The 23,085-nt window shown below is 49.1% G+C and carries 19 protein-coding genes and 1 pseudogene; 13 read left to right on the plus strand and 7 right to left on the minus strand.

Annotated elements, in window-relative coordinates:
- Nucleotides 1-335: pseudogene (locus tag ACJHX4_RS14390) on the minus strand (hypothetical protein); the annotation flags it as partial.
- A 619-nt stretch (nt 336-954) separates the two neighbouring features.
- Between ACJHX4_RS14390 and ACJHX4_RS14395 the strand changes: the two are divergent.
- From ACJHX4_RS14395 to opgB, 6 genes are all read left to right on the plus strand, one after another.
- A complete protein-coding gene (locus ACJHX4_RS14395; RefSeq protein ID WP_001314410.1) occupies nt 955-1,725 on the plus strand; it encodes a threonine/serine exporter ThrE family protein in 771 nt (256 codons plus the stop codon).
- A complete protein-coding gene (locus ACJHX4_RS14400; protein WP_000538188.1) occupies nt 1,716-2,189 on the plus strand; it encodes a threonine/serine exporter in 474 nt (157 codons plus the stop codon). Before ACJHX4_RS14395 ends, ACJHX4_RS14400 begins: the two co-directional genes overlap by 10 nt.
- Nucleotides 2,190-2,296: 107 nt before the next feature.
- Nucleotides 2,297-2,836 carry a primosomal protein DnaT gene (gene dnaT, locus ACJHX4_RS14405; RefSeq protein WP_001298056.1) on the plus strand — a complete coding sequence of 180 codons (540 nt, stop codon included), beginning with the start codon at nt 2,297-2,299 and terminating at the stop codon, nt 2,834-2,836.
- A 2-nt stretch (nt 2,837-2,838) separates the two neighbouring features.
- Nucleotides 2,839-3,576 carry a DNA replication protein DnaC gene (gene dnaC, locus ACJHX4_RS14410; RefSeq protein ID WP_000799911.1) on the plus strand — a complete coding sequence of 246 codons (738 nt, stop codon included), beginning with the start codon at nt 2,839-2,841 and terminating at the stop codon, nt 3,574-3,576.
- A gap of 48 nt (nt 3,577-3,624) precedes the next feature.
- Nucleotides 3,625-4,119, plus strand: a complete 495-nt coding sequence (gene yjjA, locus ACJHX4_RS14415) for a DUF2501 domain-containing protein YjjA (protein ID WP_001385190.1) — start codon at nt 3,625-3,627, stop codon at nt 4,117-4,119.
- 253 nt (nt 4,120-4,372) lie between these two features.
- Nucleotides 4,373-6,664: a phosphatidylglycerol--membrane-oligosaccharide glycerophosphotransferase gene (gene opgB, locus ACJHX4_RS14420; RefSeq protein WP_001531306.1), complete on the plus strand. Its 2,292-nt coding sequence runs from the start codon at nt 4,373-4,375 to the stop codon at nt 6,662-6,664.
- Between the two features lie 136 nt (nt 6,665-6,800).
- On the opposite strand, the gene ACJHX4_RS14425 is transcribed toward opgB, so the two are convergent.
- Nucleotides 6,801-7,823 (minus strand): zinc-binding alcohol dehydrogenase family protein, encoded by a 1,023-nt coding sequence (locus ACJHX4_RS14425; protein ID WP_001531305.1) that lies wholly within the window; start codon nt 7,821-7,823, stop codon nt 6,801-6,803.
- A gap of 138 nt (nt 7,824-7,961) precedes the next feature.
- Here ACJHX4_RS14425 and ACJHX4_RS14430 point away from each other — a divergent pair, with 138 nt between their 5' ends.
- Entirely contained in the window at nt 7,962-8,867 is a 906-nt protein-coding gene (locus tag ACJHX4_RS14430) for a GntR family transcriptional regulator (protein ID WP_000091596.1), read from the plus strand.
- Nucleotides 8,868-9,037: 170 nt separating this feature from the next.
- On the opposite strand, the gene ACJHX4_RS14435 is transcribed toward ACJHX4_RS14430, so the two are convergent.
- Complete coding sequence (locus ACJHX4_RS14435; protein WP_001531304.1) at nt 9,038-10,690, minus strand: Na+/H+ antiporter; 1,653 nt, start codon at nt 10,688-10,690, stop codon at nt 9,038-9,040.
- 690 nt (nt 10,691-11,380) lie between these two features.
- Here ACJHX4_RS14435 and ACJHX4_RS14440 point away from each other — a divergent pair.
- The 3 genes from ACJHX4_RS14440 (at nt 11,381) to ACJHX4_RS14450 (ending at nt 14,157) form a co-directional block, all read left to right on the plus strand.
- Nucleotides 11,381-12,352 carry a C4-dicarboxylate TRAP transporter substrate-binding protein gene (locus ACJHX4_RS14440; RefSeq protein ID WP_001531303.1) on the plus strand — a complete coding sequence of 324 codons (972 nt, stop codon included), beginning with the start codon at nt 11,381-11,383 and terminating at the stop codon, nt 12,350-12,352.
- Between the two features lie 63 nt (nt 12,353-12,415).
- A complete protein-coding gene (locus ACJHX4_RS14445) occupies nt 12,416-12,889 on the plus strand; it encodes a TRAP transporter small permease (RefSeq protein ID WP_001531302.1) in 474 nt (157 codons plus the stop codon).
- Nucleotides 12,886-14,157, plus strand: a complete 1,272-nt coding sequence (locus ACJHX4_RS14450; protein ID WP_000118642.1) for a TRAP transporter large permease — start codon at nt 12,886-12,888, stop codon at nt 14,155-14,157. Before ACJHX4_RS14445 ends, ACJHX4_RS14450 begins: the two co-directional genes overlap by 4 nt.
- Before the next feature lie 42 nt (nt 14,158-14,199).
- Here the strand turns inward: ACJHX4_RS14450 and tsr are convergent, their stop codons facing one another.
- Nucleotides 14,200-15,864 carry a methyl-accepting chemotaxis protein gene (tsr, locus tag ACJHX4_RS14455; protein ID WP_001531300.1) on the minus strand — a complete coding sequence of 555 codons (1,665 nt, stop codon included), beginning with the start codon at nt 15,862-15,864 and terminating at the stop codon, nt 14,200-14,202.
- Between the two features lie 376 nt (nt 15,865-16,240).
- Here tsr and btsT point away from each other — a divergent pair, with 376 nt between their 5' ends.
- The 3 genes from btsT to yjiA all read left to right on the plus strand — a co-directional run bounded on the left by btsT (nt 16,241) and on the right by yjiA (nt 19,679).
- A complete protein-coding gene (btsT, locus tag ACJHX4_RS14460) occupies nt 16,241-18,391 on the plus strand; it encodes a pyruvate/proton symporter BtsT (protein WP_001531299.1) in 2,151 nt (716 codons plus the stop codon).
- A 117-nt stretch (nt 18,392-18,508) separates the two neighbouring features.
- Complete coding sequence (locus tag ACJHX4_RS14465; protein WP_000467859.1) at nt 18,509-18,712, plus strand: YbdD/YjiX family protein; 204 nt, start codon at nt 18,509-18,511, stop codon at nt 18,710-18,712.
- A gap of 10 nt (nt 18,713-18,722) precedes the next feature.
- Entirely contained in the window at nt 18,723-19,679 is a 957-nt protein-coding gene (yjiA, locus tag ACJHX4_RS14470) for a GTPase (RefSeq protein ID WP_001295525.1), read from the plus strand.
- A gap of 33 nt (nt 19,680-19,712) precedes the next feature.
- On the opposite strand, the gene ACJHX4_RS14475 is transcribed toward yjiA, so the two are convergent.
- From ACJHX4_RS14475 to ACJHX4_RS14485, 3 genes are all read right to left on the minus strand, one after another.
- The gene (locus ACJHX4_RS14475; RefSeq protein WP_000063150.1) at nt 19,713-20,015 is read right to left on the minus strand and encodes a BrnA antitoxin family protein; all 303 of its coding nucleotides are present in this window, start codon (nt 20,013-20,015) and stop codon (nt 19,713-19,715) included.
- A gap of 138 nt (nt 20,016-20,153) precedes the next feature.
- Nucleotides 20,154-20,888 (minus strand): Fic family protein, encoded by a 735-nt coding sequence (locus tag ACJHX4_RS14480; protein WP_000208597.1) that lies wholly within the window; start codon nt 20,886-20,888, stop codon nt 20,154-20,156.
- 43 nt (nt 20,889-20,931) lie between these two features.
- Nucleotides 20,932-23,031: a DUF262 domain-containing protein gene (locus tag ACJHX4_RS14485; protein ID WP_001531297.1), complete on the minus strand. Its 2,100-nt coding sequence runs from the start codon at nt 23,029-23,031 to the stop codon at nt 20,932-20,934.
- Nucleotides 23,032-23,085 lie beyond the last annotated feature (54 nt).

Consider the following 23,085-nt stretch of genomic DNA (forward strand, 5'->3'; position numbering starts at 1 on the left):
GATGTCGGTAGGAAGTACTCATCATTTGGAAATGGTTTTTGTGTGGAAACAAAATTATATTCTAGTTGATGAGTACTTCTTTTTTTGTTGCACTTGGATTGTAAATTCAGCGAGTAATAATGCTCACAAACAGAACGTGGCTCTTCACTTTCACTGGCTAAATCAGCAATGACTAATCCGGAACGACGTAATTGTAATAAGGTAAGGTCCTCCGCAGAGGCGCTGGATATTATTTCATATTCAGGGAAGTGAGTCCTCATGACCTCTTTTAACCCTGCTTGCATAACAGGTATTTTACTGATAACAATTCCATTTTTGCAGCATCCTGGCAACATATTTCCTCCACATCCACTGTCTAAAAATCATGATGGCTTATTCAAGGTATTCATTCCTTAAATATTTCCAGCAAATTAATAGATTAAGCGAATAAATTATCCTTAGCATTCACTTTCATATCAGCATACTCCTGCTGCACAACAACTCCACTGCATGTGTCAGAAGGTTAGCATCAAATGATAACCTGGTGAAATAGCCTGGAGACATTTAAAATATCTACATTAAGTTGTTAGAAATACTTAATGAAAAACAGAAATCTCATTCATTTAATTTATAATTAAATGATATCTCTTCCCGCAGAGTGCGGGAATCACACAATCAATATTTATTCAATAAAATCTGATGGTTTTAACTTGTTAACATTAAAAAACGCGCCCAGCTATCTATTATCCTGACTCGTAAAGGCCAAATAACAAATTCATTATAGTGATAATATTCATGCGATAGTTTGTTTACGGCGAGAGATAATTCGCTTTTTATCACCGAGCATCTCCCGATAACCAGGATTAATCAGCGCAATTTTGATCTTAACCTACCGCAAAACAACCGTGCTTCATGATACAAATGGATTCTCATTATCTGAACAATACGCAGCACGTCTATGACAAAGGGCGAGTTATGCAAACTGAGCAACAGCGAGCCGTAACACGGCTTTGTATCCAGTGTGGATTATTTCTTTTGCAACATGGTGCGGAAAGCGCGTTGGTTGATGAGCTTTCCTCACGACTGGGTCGGGCGTTGGGAATGGACAGCGTCGAAAGTTCTATCTCTTCGAACGCCATAGTGCTGACAACCATTAAAGATGGGCAATGCCTGACATCGACACGTAAAAATCACGATCGCGGCATTAATATGCATGTGGTGACTGAAGTCCAGCACATTGTAATTCTGGCGGAGCATCATCTGCTGGATTACAAAGGCGTAGAGAAACGATTTAGCCAAATTCAGCCATTACGTTACCCAAGATGGCTGGTAGCCTTAATGGTTGGCCTTTCCTGCGCCTGTTTCTGTAAACTCAATAAAGGTGGCTGGGATGGTGCCGTCATCACCTTCCTGGCCAGTACGGCCGCGATGTATATCCGCCAGCTACTGGCACAACGTCATCTTCATCCACAGATCAACTTTTGCCTCACCGCTTTCGCCGCCACCACCATTTCCGGATTGCTTTTGCAACTTCCCACTTTCAGCAATACCCCCACCATTGCGATGGCCGCCAGCGTTCTGCTGCTGGTGCCGGGCTTTCCGTTGATAAATGCTGTCGCCGATATGTTTAAAGGCCACATCAATACCGGACTGGCACGCTGGGCAATCGCCAGTCTGCTGACACTGGCTACCTGTGTCGGCGTAGTAATGGCACTGACGATTTGGGGGCTACGCGGATGGGTGTGATCGAATTTCTGTTAGCGTTGGCGCAGGATATGATCCTCGCCGCCATTCCTGCGGTCGGCTTTGCGATGGTGTTCAACGTTCCCGTTCGAGCGTTACGCTGGTGTGCGCTGCTTGGTGCGATAGGTCATGGTTCCCGAATGATCTTAATGACCAGCGGGCTGAATATTGAATGGTCAACCTTTATGGCCTCTATGCTGGTCGGCACCATTGGTATTCAATGGTCGCGCTGGTATCTGGCGCATCCGAAAGTGTTTACCGTGGCGGCTGTTATCCCTATGTTCCCTGGCATATCAGCTTATACCGCAATGATTTCGGCGGTAAAAATCAGCCAGCTAGGTTACAGCGAACCGTTGATGATTACCCTGTTAACCAACTTTCTTACAGCTTCATCGATTGTTGGTGCGTTATCCATCGGTCTTTCCATTCCTGGATTATGGTTGTACCGCAAGCGCCCTCGCGTATAAAATTGCCTCACTTAAAGCACGCGGATGAGAGACAGCCTCCTCTCCTCCGTGTGTTACTATAAAAGTTATCTCCCTTCTCGTTCATCGTTCCATATTTGAGAAACAGTATGTCTTCCAGAGTTTTGACCCCGGACGTCGTTGGTATTGACGCCCTGGTACACGATCACCAAACCGTTCTGGCAAAAGCTGAAGGCGGTGTGGTTGCCGTATTTGCTAACAATGCCCCGGCGTTTTATGCCATCACTCCTGCACGCCTGGCTGAACTGCTGGCGCTGGAAGAAAAGCTGGCGCGTCCGGGAAGTGACGTGGCCCTGGACGATCAACTCTATCAGGAACCGCAAACCGCTCCCGTTGCCGTACCCATGGGGAAATTTGCCATGTATCCGGACTGGCAACCCGATGCCGACTTTATCCGCCTGGCGGCGCTATGGGGCGTGGCACTAAGAGAGCCGGTGACCGCCGAAGAACTGGCGTCATTCATTGCCTACTGGCAGGCGGAAGGCAAAGTCTTTCACCATGTGCAGTGGCAACAAAAACTGGCGCGCAGCCTGCAAATCGGTCGTGCCAGCAACGGCGGACTGCCGAAACGAGATGTGAATACGGTCAGTGAACCTGACAGCCAAATTCCACCAGGATTCAGAGGGTAACGATGAAAAACGTTGGCGACCTGATGCAACGCCTGCAAAAAATGATGCCTGCCCATATCAAACCTGCTTTCAAAACGGGTGAAGAACTACTGGCCTGGCAGAAAGAACAAGGGGCGATCCGCTCCGCCGCTCTCGAACGTGAAAATCGGGCGATGAAAATGCAGCGCACCTTTAACCGCTCCGGTATTCGTCCACTGCATCAGAACTGCTCCTTTGAGAACTATCGCGTTGAGTGTGAAGGGCAAATGAATGCGTTAAGCAAAGCGCGCCAGTATGTCGAAGAGTTTGACGGCAACATCGCCAGCTTCATCTTTTCTGGTAAGCCAGGAACCGGCAAAAACCATCTGGCGGCGGCAATCTGCAACGAGCTGCTGCTACGCGGTAAATCCGTATTGATCATCACCGTGGCCGATATTATGTCGGCGATGAAAGATACCTTCAGGAATAGCGGTACCAGCGAAGAACAACTGCTTAACGATCTGAGTAACGTTGATCTGCTGGTGATCGATGAGATTGGCGTGCAGACCGAATCGAAATACGAAAAAGTGATCATCAACCAGATCGTCGATCGCCGCTCTTCTTCCAAACGCCCAACCGGGATGCTGACCAACAGTAATATGGAAGAGATGACCAAGTTGCTGGGCGAACGCGTGATGGACCGTATGCGCCTGGGTAACAGTTTGTGGGTGATCTTCAACTGGGATAGCTACCGTAGCCGTGTAACAGGTAAAGAGTATTAATCCCCGTTTCTGGCGGTATACTGCGACACAATTCAACCTTGAGTAATGATGATGAAAACTATTAAACATCTTCTGTGCTGTGCCATTGCCGCCAGCGCATTAATTTCCACCGGGGTGCATGCTGCGTCCTGGAAAGATGCGCTCTCCAGCGCCGCCAGCGAACTTGGCAACCAAAACAACACGACACAGGAAGGCGGTTGGTCGCTCGCGTCATTAACTAACTTGCTTAGCAGCGGGAACCAGGCCTTAAGCGCAGATAACATGAACAACGCCGCAGGCATTCTGCAATACTGCGCGAAGCAAAAGCTGGCTTCGGTAACCGATGCCGAAAACATCAAGAATCAGGTACTGGAAAAACTGGGCCTGAACAGTGAAGAGCAAAAAGAAGACACCAACTATCTGGATGGCATTCAGGGTTTGCTGAAAACCAAAGATGGTCAGCAACTCAATCTGGATAATATTGGAACGACTCCGCTGGCAGAAAAGGTGAAAACCAAAGCCTGCGATCTGGTGTTAAAGCAGGGGCTGAACTTCATTTCCTGAACCGCGAAACGCCGCGTTTTAGCTGTTACCCGGCTGACGCGGCTCTCTCCTGCCCTTTTCCCTGCTCCTGGACGGTTTTACCCCTGTTACACGGGAAGCGATCGCGATCAAAAAAGTCTGTTTATAAACTAATTCCTAACAACATCGCATTTTTTTGACACTAGAATTGCAGCAATATGGCGACGCCATTACATTGTGCTTCTCAAAAAGCTTAAACGTTGGCTAAACGGCCCGGTTTAGTGAGGATCGCCCGTTGTCAGAACTACTCTCTTTCGCCCTTTTTCTCGCCTCTGTGCTGATTTACGCATGGAAAGCGGGACGTAACACCTGGTGGTTTGCAGCCACGTTAACGGTGCTGGGGCTATTTGTCGTTTTAAATATCACCCTGTTTGCCAGCGACTATTTTACTGGCGATGGTATTAACGACGCGGTTCTCTATACCTTAACCAACAGCCTGACCGGTGCTGGTGTCAGCAAATACATCCTGCCTGGTATCGGCATTGTGCTGGGGCTGACGGCGGTGTTCGTTGCGCTGGGCTGGATCCTGCGCCGTCGTCGTCATCATCCGCACCATTTTGGTTACAGCCTGCTGGCACTCTTACTGGCGCTGGGTTCAGTGGATGCCAGCCCGGCATTTCGTCAGATAACGGAACTGGTGAAATCCCAGTCACGCGACGGCGACCCGGACTTTGCGGCTTATTATAAAGAGCCGTCGAGAACTATCCCTGACCCGAAACTCAACCTGGTTTATATCTACGGCGAAAGTCTCGAGCGGACCTATTTTGATAACGAGGCTTTCCCGGATCTCACGCCTGAACTGGGCGCGTTGAAAAATGAAGGCCTGGATTTCAGCCACACGCAGCAGTTGCCGGGAACGGATTACACGATTGCGGGCATGGTGGCTTCTCAGTGCGGCATACCGCTGTTTGCCCCATTTGAAGGCAACGCCTCCGCTTCTGTTTCCAGCTTCTTCCCGCAGAACATCTGTCTGGGCGATATTCTGAAAAACTCGGGTTATCAGAACTATTTCGTGCAGGGCGCGAATCTGCGTTTTGCCGGTAAAGATGTGTTCCTGAAATCGCACGGCTTCGACCACTTATACGGCTCAGAAGAGCTGAAAAGCGTGGTGGCCGACCCGCACTATCGCAACGACTGGGGATTCTACGACGATACCGTTCTCGATGAAGCGTGGAAAAAATTTGAAGAGCTTTCCCGCTCAGGTCAGCGATTCTCACTGTTTACCCTGACAGTCGATACCCATCACCCGGATGGTTTTATCTCGCGCACCTGTAACCGCAAAAAATATGATTTTGACGGTAAGCCGAATCAGTCATTCAGCGCGGTAAGTTGCAGCCAGGAGAATATCGCGACGTTTATCAACAAAATCAAAGCGTCACCGTGGTTTAAAGATACCGTCATCGTCGTCTCTTCTGACCATTTAGCGATGAACAATACGGCGTGGAAATACCTTAATAAGCAGGATCGCAATAACCTGTTTTTTGTCATCCGTGGCGACAAGCCGCAGCAAGAGACGCTGGCAGTGAAGCGTAATACGATGGATAACGGCGCGACGGTGCTGGACATTCTCGGTGGCGATAACTATCTCGGACTTGGCCGTAGCAGTTTATCCGGGCAGTCGATGTCGGAAATCTTCCTCAATATCAAAGAGAAAACATTGGCGTGGAAGCCGGATATCATCCGCCTGTGGAAATTCCCTAAAGAGATGAAAGAGTTCACCATCGACCAGCAGAAAAACATGATTGCCTTCTCAGGTAGCCATTTCCGTTTGCCGCTGCTGTTGCGGGTTTCAGACAAACGCGTGGAACCGCTGCCGGAAAGCGAATACTCAGCACCGCTGCGTTTCCAGCTGGCAGATTTCGCTCCACGCGACAATTTCGTCTGGGTTGACCGTTGCTACAAGATGGCACAACTCTGGGCTCCGGAACTGGCACTCTCCACCGACTGGTGTGTCTCGCAAGGGCAGCTTGGCGGTCAGCAAATTGTTCAGCATGTTGACAAAGCAATATGGAAGGGCAAAACGGCATTTAAAGATACGGTCATCGACATGGCGCGTTACAAAGGCAATGTCGATACGCTAAAGATTGTTGATAACGATATTCGCTACAAAGCCGACAGTTTCATCTTTAACGTCGCTGGTGCGCCAGAAGAGGTGAAACAGTTTAGCGGGATTTCTCGTCCAGAGTCGTGGGGCCGCTGGTCCAACGCACAGCTGGGCGCTGAAGTAAAAATCGAGTACAAGCATCCGCTGCCGAAGAAATTTGACCTTGTGATTACCGCCAAAGCATACGGCAATAACGCCAGCCGTCCTATTCCGGTACGCATAGGCAATGAAGAACAAACCCTTGTGCTGGGCAATGAAGTGACCACCACCACACTGCATTTCGATAACCCAACCGATGCCGACACACTGGTAATTGTGCCGCCGGAACCTGTCTCAACCAACGAAGGGAATATCCTCGGACACTCACCGCGTAAGCTCGGGATCGGCATGGTGGAAATTAAAGTGGTAGAACGTGAAGGGTAATTCCTGACTGATGTGTAGGTCGCATAAGGTGCGACCTACACGCCTTCTCCGGCTTACAACACATTATTAAGAAACAAAAAAACAGCGCCCAACACTTCCCTGGACGCTACATGGCAACTTGAATAATCTCGCCTTATCAGAAAGTAATTACGCCCTTAATCAACTCACGATTGTTAATCACATCGCGCTCGTAGGTTTCTGCCAGTGTGGCGAACGGATAGCGGTGGGTTAACATCATGTCGGCAGTGATTTTCCCTTCCGCCATCAATAGACCGACTTTAGCGAAATCTTCCGGCGTGGCGTTGCGGCTGCCCATCATCGTCGTTTCTTTTTTATGGAATTCCGGATCGGAGAACTGCAACTCACCTTTAAACAGGCCGACAAATACCACCGTGCCACCGTGACGAATCAGATTTACGGTGTTATTCATCGCATGTTGATTACCTGTCGCGTCGATCACTTTCTGCGCCAGCGAACCACCAAACTGCGCCCGCAGCTGCGCGTCAAAATCTTCGGCTGACGGGTCCAGAACAGGTAATTCCAGACGCGTTGCCACATGTTCACGGCGCGCCGGACTGGTATCCGCCACCACCACCTGCGCGCCATCGGCTTTAGCGATTGCCGCCGCGCCCAGACCGATTGGCCCCGCCCCGACCACCAGCACCTGCTCGCCGGGAGCAATGGCTGCGCGACGCACCGCATGAGCGCTAATAGCGAAAGGTTCAATCAATGCTGCCGCCTGCGGGTCAATACCGTCTGCGGGCAAAATGTTCGCCACCGGCACGCTCAAATACTCACTAAAACCGCCATCCTGATGCACGCCAATGACTGAAATTTTTTCACAGCAATTGGTACGACCGCTTTTACACGCCGGGCATTGCTGACAAGAAATATACGGAATTACCGCAACTTGCTGTCCGATATTAAAATTGTGAATGTTTTTTCCTGATTCAATAATCTCCCCACATATTTCATGGCCTAAAACGCGTGGATAACTAAAAAATGGCTGATTACCCGCCCAGGCATGAATATCTGTACCGCAAATCCCGACAGTTTTAATTTTAATTAATACTTCATTATCGCCTGGCACCGGTCTTTCCCGGACTTCCCATACTAAATTCTTTATTTCCTGACAAATTAATACTTTCATTGTGGACATGATTCACCGCTCCTTTTATTTTATGACTTTCAGATATCGTCGAATTTATAAGAGCGCCTGAATTTACCCATAAAATATGCGGATGATCGCGCATAAAAATGTTTTAAATCGGCTTTTAATGCCGGACTGGAGGGAAGAATGAGTCGTTCGCAGAATTTACGTCATAGCGTCATAAATCAGGTGATTGAAGATATGGCGAGGGGCAATATTCCTTCTCCGCTGCCTTCACAAAGCGGACTGGCAGAAATGTATAACATCAGTCGCACTACGGTACGCCACATACTCCAGCATTTAAGCGCATGTGGCGTGCTCACCCTGGTGGGGAAAAATTATGTTATCGCCCGCAAACCCGAACAGAACGATGGATTTGATTGCATCACGGCCTCGCTGAAAGAGCAAAACCGTCTTTTCGAGCAGGCATTTTTCACCATGATTAACCTGCGCCAGTTACGCGCCGGAGAAAGCTTTTCCGAACTTCAGCTGGCGCGAGCGGCAAGCGTCAGTCCGGTAGTGGTACGAGAATATCTTTTGAAATTCGGTCGTTATAATCTTATTCAAAGCGAAAAGCGCGGCCAATGGAGCATGAAGCAGTTCGATCAATCCTACGCCGAGCAGCTGTTTGAGCTACGCGAAATGCTCGAAACACATTCCCTGCAACACTTTCTCAACCTTCCCGATGATGACCCTCGCTGGCTGCAAGCAAAAACCATGCTCGAACGCCACCGGACGCTGCGCGACAGCATTGGCAGCAACTTTCGAATGTTTTCTCAATTAGACCGTGATTTTCATGCCATGCTGTTATCCGCTGCTGACAACATCTTTTTTAATCAATCACTTGAAATTATATCGGTGATCTTTCATTTTCACTATCAATGGGATGAAAGCGATCTCAAACAGCGCAATATCATTGCTGTTGATGAACATATGACCATTCTCAGCGCCCTGATTTGCCGTAGCGATTTAGATGCAATAACGGCGTTGCGAAACCATCTGGATACCGCCAAACAATCAATGATTCGTTCCATCAGGCAACATCACCGATAAATTAAGTACAGATTAAAAACATTGATTCTTGGTTTATATCACTATGTTGTATTAATGCAGTATTAATCCAGGCGATTGTTCTGCCCATAAGGAAATACATAGGGAATAAACGATGCTGAAAGTATTACTCTCAGCCATCATTTAATTCCCTATTACTGGCAGCGATAAAATTATCGGCTATCCATGATTAACGTTTCCAGCACATCTAATTCACTGACTATTTTTGCCAGTGTTTCATCACTGACTTCTTGCCTTGCGCGCATCTGGTAAATAGCCGCGCGTTTGGCATTTAACGCCGCCAGATTAAATGTTCTTTCCAGCTTCGCACGCTGCATATGCAGGGAATTATCATTAGGCGACATATCCTCTTCACTATGTCGCATATAACCGATAACTCTGGCCCCCGTTTCCATAATCAACTCGTTATCGAGGTTTTCTGTTCTGGCGCGCAGCAAACGTTGCTCGGTCTTTTGCACACTCAGTATGGCCATTTTAGCCATAAACAGATCGGCAGCTTCCTCTTCTTTTTGTCGGTTATCGCTGAAAATCCCCACATTTTTCCCTAGTAATAACGGCAGAATAATAATGCCGCAAACCAGCGAAAAGAGGATCACACCTGTAGCGAGAAATACCAGCAAGTAACGCCCGGGAAAAGGTGTGCCATCCGGCAGCAATAACGGGATAGAAAGCACCCCCGCAAGCGTGATAGCTCCGCGCACCCCCGCAAAGGTCGCCAGCAGCATATGACGCGTTTTATATCCAGCAAACAGCATCGGATGTTTGCCGGGTCGTTTACGGCTATACAGACGCATCAGCCAAAGCCAGCCCAGGCGCACAACCATTAACGCCAGGTAGATCCAAATGACATCAAGGAGCAGCGATCCGGTGTCCACCAGTGGATCGTTTTCTGCACGGATCAGTGATTCCGAAATAATGCCCGGCAGTTCTAAGCCTAAAATCAGAAACACCATGCCGTTAAAGACATATTCAAGCATCGACCAGCTACTTTTAGCTTTAATTCTCAGGCGAATAGGCGCGTGGTGGACTACGCCAATGCGACTGGTTGTTAACCCCGCGGCGACAGCGGCAAGAATGCCCGATAAGCCAAAATGTTCCGCAACCAGATAAACAATAAACGGCAACAGAAGCATCAATACAATCTGAATGGAAGGTTCATCGTGAGCATATCGGCTGATCAACAGCAGCCCTTTACCATATAACCAGGTAACAGCGATCCCCACGGCAATACCGCCCAACGCAACGACAAAAAACGCAATGGTTGCGCCATGAACGCTGAATTCCATCGTTCCCATCGTCACTGCAACAGCAAATTTCAACGCCACCAGGCCGGAAGCATCATTCATCAACGCTTCGCCTTCGAGCACTTCCTGGATGTTTTTGCTGATACGCCCTTTCCCGACAATCCCCAGCAACGCCACGGCATCGGTAGGCGACAACACGGCGGCTAATGCGAAAGCAGCGATGAGCGGCACATTCGGTAAGAGTAAATGAATCACATAGCCGACACCAAAAATAGTGATTAGTACCAACACAAGTGCCAGGCTGATAATTTCCCGGCTGTGCTTGATCAATTCTTTAGGTTGTATTTTTGAACTTTCAGCAAACAACAGGGGTGGTATAAACAATAAGAGAAAAAGTTCAGGATTGAATTCCACATGCAGACCAAATATAGGCTGGGCCAGTACTGCGCCAGCGGCAATCTGGATTAAAGGAAGTGGTATCTGGACAGGAGACAGACGTGTAAGCACGCTGGTTAATGATACTACCAACGTAAGAATTAAAATTGTTAAAAGTATTTCCATATAATAAACAGGCTTCCTCATTCATAAATAATGGATATTATTAATTTAATTTCATAAAAAGCGCTCTGGTTAGCACTTAACGTTAATCATTAATCACTGCGTTCACTCACATGATCAGAAGGAACCCAGTAAAATGAGTTTTCAAGTTGATAACAAATTCACCATGTGAATATTTACTACCTTTCCCCGTTGTAACGAATCATCCGTTACTCTCTGATTTCCTTGCCGAACAAGTTATTTAGTGAATGACGGCTTTCTTTTAATATCAGCATGAATCATACGTTCAGCAAATGTATTAAATCAGCACTAAATAAATTTAATGGATACCACCATTCTGCGTCAACACTTAGTTTTTATCTGTATTGACAATTTAAAATGGCCGCAGCCAAATTAATGATTTTATTTTTAATAAATCATCAACAGAATAAGAGATCTTATCAGCGGTAACTAAACTCATCAGAGGGTGTTCCTTGTAACGTCATGCATTACATAACTTTAAGATATACAATCAAAAAATGCATTAAAAACCGATTAAAAGCAGCAAAGTATTACCCGGTGCACGAATTTATGATACATCTGCAGCCATTCTGCTATTCGCTGACTACTTTTCAGTAATGACTGCTTTTTCATAAGGTTTCACTCCCGACAACAATGTTGGAGTTTTATTTCCTTAGCATGGAGTAAGTAAAGATGAGCAAAATAATAGCGATGCTAATTACTGTCAGTACCCTTTTTTTACCGTCAATAATCCAGGCAAAACCTATTTCAATAAAAGTTGCCTATGAAAATAACCCTGGAGAACCCCTGGATGTGGTCATGCGTTACTGGGCAGACCTATTAAATAAAAAAAGTAATGGCGAAATAACACTTGCGCTCTATCCCAGCTCCCAATTGGGATCAAAACAGGATGTCACCGAGCAAGCCATGATGGGCATGAATGTCATAACCTTGAGTGATGTGGCTTTTCTTGCCGATTATGAACCCGATTTGGGGATTTTGTTTGGACCGTATCTGACTGACGATCCGCAAAAACTGTTCAAAATATATGAAAGCGACTGGTTTAAACAAAAAAATGAAAGTCTGAAGAAAAAGGGAATTCATGTGGTAATGAATAATTATCTCTATGGCACTCGACAGATTATTTCGAAAAAACCCATTCGCACCGTTGACGATCTCGCAGGTTTAAAAATTCGCGTTCCTAATAACGTCATGCAAATAAAAGCCATTCAGGCGATGGGGGCAACACCAACTCCCATGCCATTAGGCGAAGTTTATCCCGCATTAACCCAGGGCGTTATCGACGGCGTAGAAAACCCAATTTCAGTGCTGCAAGGGCAAAAACTGTATGAGCAGGCAAGATATCTGACAATGGTTAACTACCTGACAAATACCTCAGTGTGGATAGGTGGTGAAGCCTTCTTTGGCCCCCTTTCACCAGAACAACTGGAGATGATCCACCAGACCGGCTATGAAGCGGGTGTCTATAGCCAGAAACTCACTCTTGAGCGTGATGCCGAAATGTTGAAAACCATGCAGGCAGCCGGCGTCGAAGTGATCTATCCCGATACTGGACCATTCCAGAAGAAAGCACGCGAAGTTTACTCTCAATTCCCGGAATGGACACCAGGTCTGTACGAAACCATTCAACAGCAACTGCAATAAGCATTAATGCTCAGCGTCCTGCCTCATCTCTCTTAGGCAGGACACGCACTAACAGGAGGTTTCATGCGTCTTTTTGGCAAAGTGGCAGAATTTAGTGCTGCCTTTGCGCTATTCGTTCTGGTTGTGGTGACAATTGGAGCGGTATTTATGCGTTATTTCATCGGCCAACCGCTTCAATGGACAGAAGAAATGTCGGGAATGCTGATGATTTGGGTGGTGATGTTAGGTGGAGTGGTGGCGGAACGTGACAGGGCGCACCTGACCATTCCCTTCCTGATGGAGATGCTTCCAGGCAAACTCAGGCGTGTTATTGCAGTACTGGTCGCCGTTCTCTCCATCGCACTGCTGCTTTATATGGCCTGGCTGGGCTACCGACTAGCCGAAATGGCGCAGTTTAAAGTGACACAAATTCTGAAGGTTTCATGGTTCTGGATCGATCTGGCGGTCCCTGTCGGCGCACTGGCAACGGCTATTTATACCCTCTACTGGTTAATAAACGATACAAAACAATCCGATAGCGGAGACAAAATGCAATGAGTTGGTTATTGATTATTCCGCTAATGATCGTCTGTTTGTTTCTCAACATTCGGGTCTATCTGGCGATGTTTATTGGTATCATCGCTTACTTTTTATTCTTCTCCAGCGTACCGATTGAAATTGCCGTGCAAAGACTAATCGCGCCAACGCAAAGCCCATCATTGCTGGCAATTCCGTTTTTTATCTTGCTAGGCACACTAATGAGCTACACCGGCATTGCCGAACGCATCCTGCACATTGCCAACGTTCTGGTGGGGAAAATGCGCGGCGGACTGGGCGTGGCAAACATTCTCGTCAGCACCATGATGGGCGGCGTCAGCGCCTCTAACCTTGCTGACGCGGCGATGCTGTCGCGCATGATGGTGCCGGAGATGGAGCGTAAAGGCTACAATCGCGCGTTTGCCGCCGCCATTACCGCTGGTGGCTCGTTAGTCACCCCGATCATACCGCCTGGAATAGCTCTGATTATTTACGGTCTGGTTGCCGACGTCTCTATCGGAAAAATGTTTATCGCCGGACTGGTACCTGGTTTGCTATGCGCAGTCGTACTGATGTTTACCGTCTACCTTGTCGCCCGCAAAACTAACGCTAAACCCTCGCGTGAAAGCTGGCCTACGGGCAAAGAGGTGGTGTTCTCGCTGGGACAGGCCTGGCCTGCGCTGTTCCTCATTTTTGCTGTGGTGGGTGGTATTCGCGCTAACATTTTCACCCCAACAGAAGCAGGTGCAGTAGCGGTGCTAATCGTGCTGGCGATTGGCTTTTTTATCTATCGTGAAATGCGGATTTCTCATGTCGTCAAAGCATTGGGCGAAACGGCACGCGCAACCGCATCGGTGATGCTGGTAATCATGGCCAGCGCCGCATTGGGATGGATTTTCTCAATGGAACATGCTGGTGTCGCAGTGGCGAATTTTGTGACTTCGCTGACCGAAAACAAATACATGTTCCTGTTGATTATCAACATATTGCTACTGACGCTGGGGATGTTTCTGGAAGGAAACGCCATTTTGCTGATCCTGGTACCACTATTAAAACCGGTGGTCGAACACTTTGGCATCGATCCGGTGCATTTTGGCATCATCATGATCTTCAACCTGTCGATTGGCGCATTCACGCCACCGGTAGGTACCGTGATGCTGCTGGTATGTAATATCACGCAAGTTTCGGTGGGAAATTTCTTTAAACAATCCCTGCCCCTACTGGCGGCTCTACTGTTAATGCTAATGCTGGTGACATATATCCCGGCGATTTCACTGTTCCTGGTTTAATAATAAAAACGCCGGATGAAATACTCATCCGGCATCATTACGTTAAAACGTTTCCCAGTTCTCCTCGCTATCTGCCACGGCCATTTTGCGCGGCGTAGCTGGCGTCACGGTATTTACCACAGCCGATGCTTCACGCTGCTGTTGCTGCTGTTGCTGAATCCGGAACACTGCCACTGCTTCGGTCAGGCGACTGGCCTGCTCTTCCAGCGCGGCGGCGGCGGCGGCAGATTCTTCCACCAGCGCGGCGTTCTGTTGAGTTACCCGGTCCATCTCAGCAACCGCTAAGCCAACCTGATCGATACCACGGCTCTGCTCATCAGAAGCAGAAGCAATTTCGCCCATAATGTCCGTCACGCGGGTCACGGCACTGACAATCTCCGCCATTGTTTCCCCGGCGCTTTCGACCAGCGTAGAGCCAACATCCACTTTCCCCACCGAGTCTTCAATCAGGCTTTTAATTTCACGAGCCGCCTGAGCGCTACGCTGGGCCAGATTACGCACTTCTCCCGCGACCACCGCAAAACCGCGTCCTTGCTCACCCGCACGCGCAGCCTCAACCGCCGCGTTCAAAGCCAGAATATTGGTCTGGAAGGCAATGCCGTCAATTACGCTGATAATATCGGCGATTTTCTGCGAACTGGTGGAGATATCGCGCATAGTCTGCACCACGTTATCCACCACTTTGCCGCCGCGTTGCGCCGTTTCGGAAGCACTTAACGCCAGATGGCTGGCCTGGCGCGCATTTTCGGCGTTCTGTTTCACCGTTGCGGTCAGTTGCTCCATGCTGGCTGCCGTCTCTTCCAGCGAAGCGGCCTGTTGCTCGGTGCGCGAAGAGAGATCGTTATTGCCGGTGGCGATTTCGCTGGCACCGCTATAAATGGCATTGGCCCCGTTGCGCACATCACCGACGGTACGCATCAGCTCTCCCTGCATATGGCGCAAACTCTCTGCCAGTTGCCCCATCTCATTAGAGCCATCCACCTCAATCGGTTTCACCAGATCGCCGCCTGCAATATGACGAATGCTGTCAATCAGGCGATTCATTGGCGCGACCAACGAGGCTTTAATACCGAACCAGACGGCGAAGATGACCGCCAGTACGACGATCATCACGCCTACCAGAATCCACATCGCCTGGCTGTAGGAGGCATTGTTATCGCTGACGGCGATATCATAGAGCCGATCGTTTTGCTCCATGTAAGCCACATACTGCTTCTCGAAACCGTCCTGATATCCCTGGGTCGGCTGATCAAAGAACTCGTTGATTTTGCCTGCACCTAACAGTTGTATCAGCTCCGCCAGCGCATTGTGATAAATATCGTAATTACGTTTGATCTCTGCCGCTGCGGCGGTGCTCTGACGCGGGTCACGCGGCAACGCTTCGTAATCCGCCCAGTTTTTTTCCGCCTGTTTCAGCGAAATACTGGCACTCTGCATCAGCTCAGCAACGGTTGAACCGCTACCAATATTGTTCTGATCCATCATGTAGCGGATACCCGCGCGGTTGAGGGTGTTACGCGTCTGCAACAACGCGACCCAGCTGCCATTCAGCGTGGATTGCTGCTGGCGAATGGTTTGTAAAACAGTGAAATTTTCTTTGTCGTTCTTTAAGGCATTAAAGAACAGACCGCCTGACGTCAGTTGTAAAAGGCCAAAAACGGCCAAAACCAGCAGTAGGCTGGTCACAATTTTGATACGTTTTAACATGGTTTCTCTTTCCTGTGGACCGATGCAAGATTTTCGGCCAGGAAAGGAAAAACTTTATGAATATCCCGCGGAGATGACGCCGAGTAATTTTATTCACCCCCTGAATTTAAAAAGCCATTATTTACATAAATTATTCGCAATATAAATATGTGATATAAATCACATATTTATGGTCACTTAAACGACGCCTTTGCCACTCACCGCCATTCCTGACCGCTTACATCCCTAAAATAACCACTCAGTTATTTACCTTACTTTACGCGCGCGTAACTCTGGCAACATCACTGCAGGATAGCGGTCAATTTACCTCCTCAAACGCAACGCAAACCTAGAACGGCTTCGGCCAACTATTAATCAATACATGCCAGGTTTTACTATGGATACTAAAAAGATATTCAAGCACATACCCTGGGTGATTCTCGGAATCATCGGTGCATTCTGCCTCGCGGTAGTTGCATTACGTCGGGGGGAGCACGTCAGCGCCCTGTGGATCGTGGTCGCCTCTGTGTCGGTGTATCTGGTGGCTTATCGCTACTACAGTCTGTACATCGCCCAGAAGGTGATGAAACTCGACCCCACGCGCGCGACGCCTGCGGTTATTAACAACGACGGTCTGAACTACGTTCCGACCAACCGTTACGTGTTGTTTGGTCACCACTTCGCCGCTATCGCCGGTGCCGGTCCGCTGGTGGGTCCGGTTCTCGCCGCGCAGATGGGTTACCTGCCTGGCACACTGTGGCTGCTGGCGGGGGTAGTGCTGGCCGGTGCGGTACAGGACTTTATGGTGCTGTTTATCTCCTCTCGCCGTAACGGTGCATCTCTCGGTGAGATGATCAAAGAAGAGATGGGGCCAGTACCGGGGACTATCGCGCTGTTTGGCTGTTTCTTAATCATGATCATCATCCTCGCCGTTCTGGCGCTGATTGTGGTTAAAGCCCTGGCCGAAAGTCCGTGGGGTGTCTTCACCGTTTGCTCAACCGTACCGATTGCGCTGTTTATGGGTATCTACATGCGCTTTATTCGTCCGGGGCGTGTGGGTGAAGTCTCTGTCATTGGTATCGTGCTGCTGGTTGCCTCTATCTACTTCGGTGGCGTGATTGCTCACGATCCGTACTGGGGTCCGGCACTGACCTTTAAAGACACCACCATTACTTTCGCGCTGATTGGCTATGCGTTTATTTCCGCACTGCTGCCAGTGTGGCTGATCCTCGCACCGCGCGACTATCTGGCAACCTTCCTGAAAATCGGCGTTATCGTCGGCCTGGCGCTGGGTATCGTGGTGCTGAACCCGGAACTGAAAATGCCTGCGATGACCCAGTACATTGACGGTACTGGCCCGCTGTGGAAAGGCGCTCTGTTCCCGTTCCTGTTCATCACCATCGCCTGTGGTGCGGTATCCGGCTTCCACGCGCTGATCTCTTCCGGTACGACGCCGAAACTGCTGGCTAACGAAACCGACGCGCGTTTCATCGGCTACGGCGCAATGCTGATGGAGTCCTTCGTGGCGATTATGGCGCTGGTTGCTGCGTCCATCATCGAACCGGGTCTTTACTTCGCGATGAACACCCCGCCTGCTGGCCTCGGCATCACCATGCCTAACCTGCATGAAATGGGTGGCGAGAACGCGCCGATCATCATGGCACAGCTGAAAGACGTTACCGCACACGCGGCAGCGACCGTCAGCTCCTGGGGCTTCGTGATTTCGCCAGAGCAGATCCTGCAAACCGCGAAAGACATTGGTGAGCCTTCTGTCCTGAACCGTGCAGGTGGTGCACCAACGCTGGCGGTAGGTATCGCTCACGTGTTCCACAAAGTGCTGCCGATGGCTGACATGGGCTTCTGGTATCACTTCGGTATTCTGTTCGAAGCCCTGTTCATCCTGACCGCGCTGGATGCGGGTACCCGTTCTGGCCGCTTTATGCTGCAAGACCTGCTGGGTAACTTCATCCCGTTCCTGAAAAAAACCGACTCTCTGGTTGCCGGTATCATCGGTACTGCGGGCTGTGTGGGTCTGTGGGGCTACCTGCTGTATCAGGGCGTGGTCGATCCGCTGGGCGGCGTTAAGAGCCTGTGGCCGCTGTTCGGTATCTCCAACCAGATGCTGGCAGCCGTAGCGCTGGTACTGGGCACCGTTGTGCTGATTAAGATGAAGCGCACCCAATACATCTGGGTAACTGTTGTTCCGGCTGTATGGCTGCTTATCTGCACCACCTGGGCGCTGGGCCTGAAACTGTTCAGCACCAACCCGCAGATGGAAGGCTTCTTCTACATGGCAAGCCAGTACAAAGAGAAGATTGCTAACGGTACTGACCTGACGGCGCAGCAGATTGCCAACATGAACCACATCGTTGTGAACAACTACACCAACGCAGGCCTGAGTATTCTGTTCCTGATTGTGGTGTACAGCATCATCTTCTACGGTTTCAAAACCTGGCTGAAGGTGCGTAACAGCGACAAACGTACTGACAAAGAAACACCGTACGTTCCAATCCCGGAAGGCGGCGTGAAGATCTCTTCGCACCACTAACCGGTTGCCTTATCCGGCTTACAAAATGTCTATCGTAGGCCGGATAAGGCGTTTACGCCGCATCCGGCAAATCCCCAGCCCGGACCTTCCGGGCTTTACGCATATCTGGAAGGCAAAATGTTTGGTAACTTAGGACAGGCAAAAAAATATCTCGGCCAGGCGGCGAAGATGTTGATTGGCATTCCAGACTACGACAACTACGTCGAGCATATGAAGACCAACCATCCCGACAAGCCGTACATGAGCTATGAAGAATTCTTCCGCGAACGCCAGAACGCGCGCTACGGCGGCGATGGTAAAGGCGGTATGCGCTGTTGTTAATGGAGAGAGCATGAACCCGATTGCAGTTACCCTACTCACCGGTTTTTTAGGCGCAGGAAAAACCACCCTGCTGCGCCATATTCTTAACGAACAACACGGCTACAAGATTGCCGTGATTGAAAACGAATTCGGCGAAGTCTCCGTTGATGATCAATTGATTGGCGATCGCGCCACGCAGATCAAAACGCTGACCAACGGCTGCATCTGCTGTTCGCGCTCCAACGAGCTGGAAGACGCCCTACTCGACCTGCTGGATAATCTCGACAAGGGCAATATTCAGTTCGACCGTCTGGTGATTGAATGCACCGGCATGGCCGATCCCGGCCCGATTATTCAGACCTTTTTCTCCCATGAGATTTTATGCCAGCGTTACCTGCTGGACGGCGTGATTGCGCTGGTGGATGCGGTACATGCCGATGAGCAGATGAACCAGTTCACCATCGCCCAGTCACAGGTTGGCTACGCCGACCGTATTCTGCTGACGAAAACCGACGTCGCAGGCGAAGCAGAAAAACTGCGTGAACGCCTGGCGCGCATCAACGCCCGTGCACCGGTCTACACCGTCACCCACGGCGACATCGACCTGGGCCTGCTGTTCAACACCAACGGTTTTATGCTGGAAGAAAACGTCGTCAGCACCAAACCGCGTTTCCATTTTATCGCGGATAAACAAAACGATATTTCGTCGATTGTGGTGGAACTGGATTACCCGGTAGATATCAGCGAAGTTTCCCGCGTGATGGAAAACCTGCTGCTGGAGTCGGCGGATAAACTACTGCGTTACAAAGGGATGCTATGGATTGACGGCGAACCTAACCGCCTGCTGTTCCAGGGCGTCCAACGCCTCTACAGCGCCGACTGGGACCGCCCGTGGGGCGATGAAAAACCGCATAGTACGATGGTGTTTATCGGGATTCAGTTGCCGGAAGATGAGATTCGGGCAGCGTTTGCGGGGTTGAGGAAGTAATTTTGGATGATGGCCGCCATGTGGCGGCCTGAATTATTTTTTGTTCTGATCGCGCAGCATCGCTTCACGTAAAATTGCGTTCAGGCGAGTTTGATAACCTTTACCTGGTCGCTTCAGCCATTCCATCACATCAGCATCAATACGCACCGAAGCCTGAGTTTTCAATGGCCGATAAAACTTACCGCGTTCTGCGTTAGACCATTGCTCATCGCTGGAAGGTGGGATGTCGCTGTAATCAATATCCTCGTCGGATTTGTTCGCCAGCGCCTTCAGTTCGGCCTCATGCTGCACATCGAGTGTAGAGGGTGTCCCTCGTTTATGTTTAACCATGCTCATAGCGGCTCCTCTCTTTACGATCTGCTTTTCGTGCACTGATGATTCGAATGTTGGAAATAGCATCACGTTTTAGGAAAAGATAGGGAAGTTGATATGAAGGGGCTGGATGGCAGCATTGGGACACCATCCAGCACTTATTCAAACCTGATAGCAATCCACCAAAAATGCCATCATTTCACTGGCATCTTTGCTGTGATAAAAGCGCACCATTTTGCTGTTGAACTCCAGCGCACGAGCTGCGGGTACACTAATGGGATTGTAACCGTGGCGCATTAACCAGCCGTTCATCATATGGCGACTGGTACGCTTGTTGCCATCAAAGAAAAACTGAAAATAAGCACCAAATAAAAACATTGCCAGCGCCCCTTCGAACGGTGGCATCTCTTTTATTTGTGCCACACCTGCGGCGAATATTCGATTCAGTTCAGGTGCACCTGCTTCAGTGGCTGGTGGAAAATGAGTGCCCAGTTCACCGAGATGAACGCGCGCATTGTAATGTAACTCTTCACCTTCGCCGCGAAAAACGCCCCACTCCAGCGCCTCATTACGCGCAATAATGCCGTTAAGTAACGTGAACGTTTTCTTATCAAGGTCGAAACGCCCGAATTGCACAAGTTCAATCAGTTTTTTTGCGCTATCTGCCAGGTTCAACACCTGCTCAGTATCACTGACCTTATGCCCGCCAACAGTGACACCATCAAGCAACGTTTTAACTTCAACAAAGGTATAGGGGTTATTTTCCAGTTGCGCGGCATCCCAGACAAACCCTGCCATATGCGTTTTGAAGGTAAACAAGGCTGCGCGCGTACCGACAATTTGCATCGCCGGGATGGCATTTGCATTCCAGCTCAGGTCCAGTAGTTTGGTTGTCATTAGAGGATCCTTGATTGCATGGTAAAGAGGATATTATTCCATATTAAGCCATCGCGTTATCCATCTGCTTTTCAAATGCCTGACGAATTAATCCCATCACATAAGGAAGCTCAGAAAGATCGCTGAAACCTACTTCAACATCGCCATTGCCCCAACGGCCTATATCTGTGACATCTTTAGCCATACATTTTGGGTCAACCAGTTCATAGAATGGCATATTTAGTGATAAACGTAAGCGACTTTTTTGCGGCACCACATCAACAAAATTCGTCTCCGCTTTGAAGGCAACATAGAGCTTCAATATTTCTCGCGTAACCCCAGCGTCCAGCGTCATAACGGCATCAGAAAGGCTGTCAAAAAGTACGCGGATGTGCGTACCTTCTTCAAGTTGCGGGAAATCAGTAAGGACATATCCCGTTCCTCGTTCAACGACGGTGCGATAACGAGCCAACACGTCTTCCGAAAGTTTGGGGATCGCCCAGACGTCTATTGCCAGCTCGGCCAGACGTTCCGCTCTCTTTTGTATCGCTGCACGATCCCATATTTCACATTGCCCTAACCCCGTGTTCAGGCGTAATGGACTTTCCTTAAAGCCACCTTTTATATCTCGCTTCTTCGCAAATGGACGGTCGCTGTAGCTTGAGTTATAGCCAGTTAACGTTAAATTACCCAACGTATGGAGCCACTTTTTATGGATACGCTTCCATTCCGGACCAAGGTCATCGCGCCACTTCGCCGATAAATTAGGGTTCTGCGGCATGATATGTTCAATCGTATAAGTGTCAACATAGACCCGTTCTTTACGATCGTGGTTTTCAAATCTGCGTAGCCAATAGCTGCGATTACGGAAGTTGTAGAGATCGCGAGTTTTCAGTTCACGTTGAAATTCATCATCATCCGGGAAACGACGGTAGGAAGGCAGTTCCAGCAAATGCGCCGCAATGCTCTCCAGATAACGCTCTTTATCCAGCACTTTGTAAAACGTGGCGAAAGTTTTAGTAAATGAGTTGGTGGGAATGGCACAGACTGCGCGCCGGAAGATATACGACTCAATTAAACGCGTGGCACTTAAAAAATCCGCGGCAGAAAGAATTCCTTGTTTATAGTCGTGATAAAGCACCAACAGGAACGGCCAGGCGGCATCGACTTTCAGCTCACGTAGATCCTGAAACGCCATCTTTAATATTTTGTCTTTTTCGCTATCCAGCGCCATCGCACAAAAATAATCCGCATAGGTACGAATATCCGCAACCAGCGCCTCCATCCCGCTATCCATCACTCCTGGTTTTCGCGCATAGCGTTTAAAGGCTTCATAGACATCACCAATTCGCGGAATCTCACCTGTTTTTACCGTCAGGTAATTACGCATAAAACTGTCGAAATAGTCAGTGTATCCCTTCTGACCAAATGCCAGCTCCATGGGCCGCCAGTAATCATCGTACAGTTGGCTTTGATGTTCTGGCTCCAGCCCCATCAGAACATAGTTGCGAACCAGATCCGCCTGACTCAGCGCTTTTCCTGTTGAGTTCATGCTTTCAAAGATTAGTTGCGGATTATCCTGACCGCGATTCAAGGCGACATCCACAATCAGCAGTTTGGAAAGGCCCTGACATAACGCGGTGAAATTGCCGTGGAGTTTGCCTATTTGCTCATGGAAAAACTCAAAATTCTCTTTCACGCGTAGAGAGCAATTTTCTGCCAGCGGTTTTTGTCTAATCAATGCCAGCAGGCTCTCTCTGTCCGTTTGCGTAAGCAGTAACTTAAAACCACGCTCGCCCGATTCATACGGATTGAGCAGATAATAGTTTCGTAATTTCATGGCGGAGAAACCATCCATCACCTCGTCATCGTCAAGGTGTCTGGACAACGCTTCCAGCAATAACATCGCCGTTGTCAGGCGTTGCTGACCGTCAATCACCAGTAAGGGAGAGATCCCCGAAACCTGATATAGGCCCTGTTCGATATACACCACCGAGCCGATAAAATGCGCCGGGATATCATCACGCTGCCCGGCACGTATTACATCGTCCCAGAGCTGGCGGCACTGTTCCTCTGACCATGAATAAGTACGCTGATAAATGGGAATAACGAATTGCTGAGAGCGTTTTAGAAAATCGAGTAATCGGGCTTCGGTGGCTTTCATGAATGACTCCTGTCAAATTGTGCTGGCAAACGACGTCATTATGCTGCGAATAAA

Origin of the sequence: Escherichia sp. WS2035 (genome assembly GCF_046487065.1) — a bacterium.
Taxonomy (GTDB): Bacteria; Pseudomonadota; Gammaproteobacteria; order Enterobacterales; family Enterobacteriaceae; genus Escherichia; species Escherichia coli.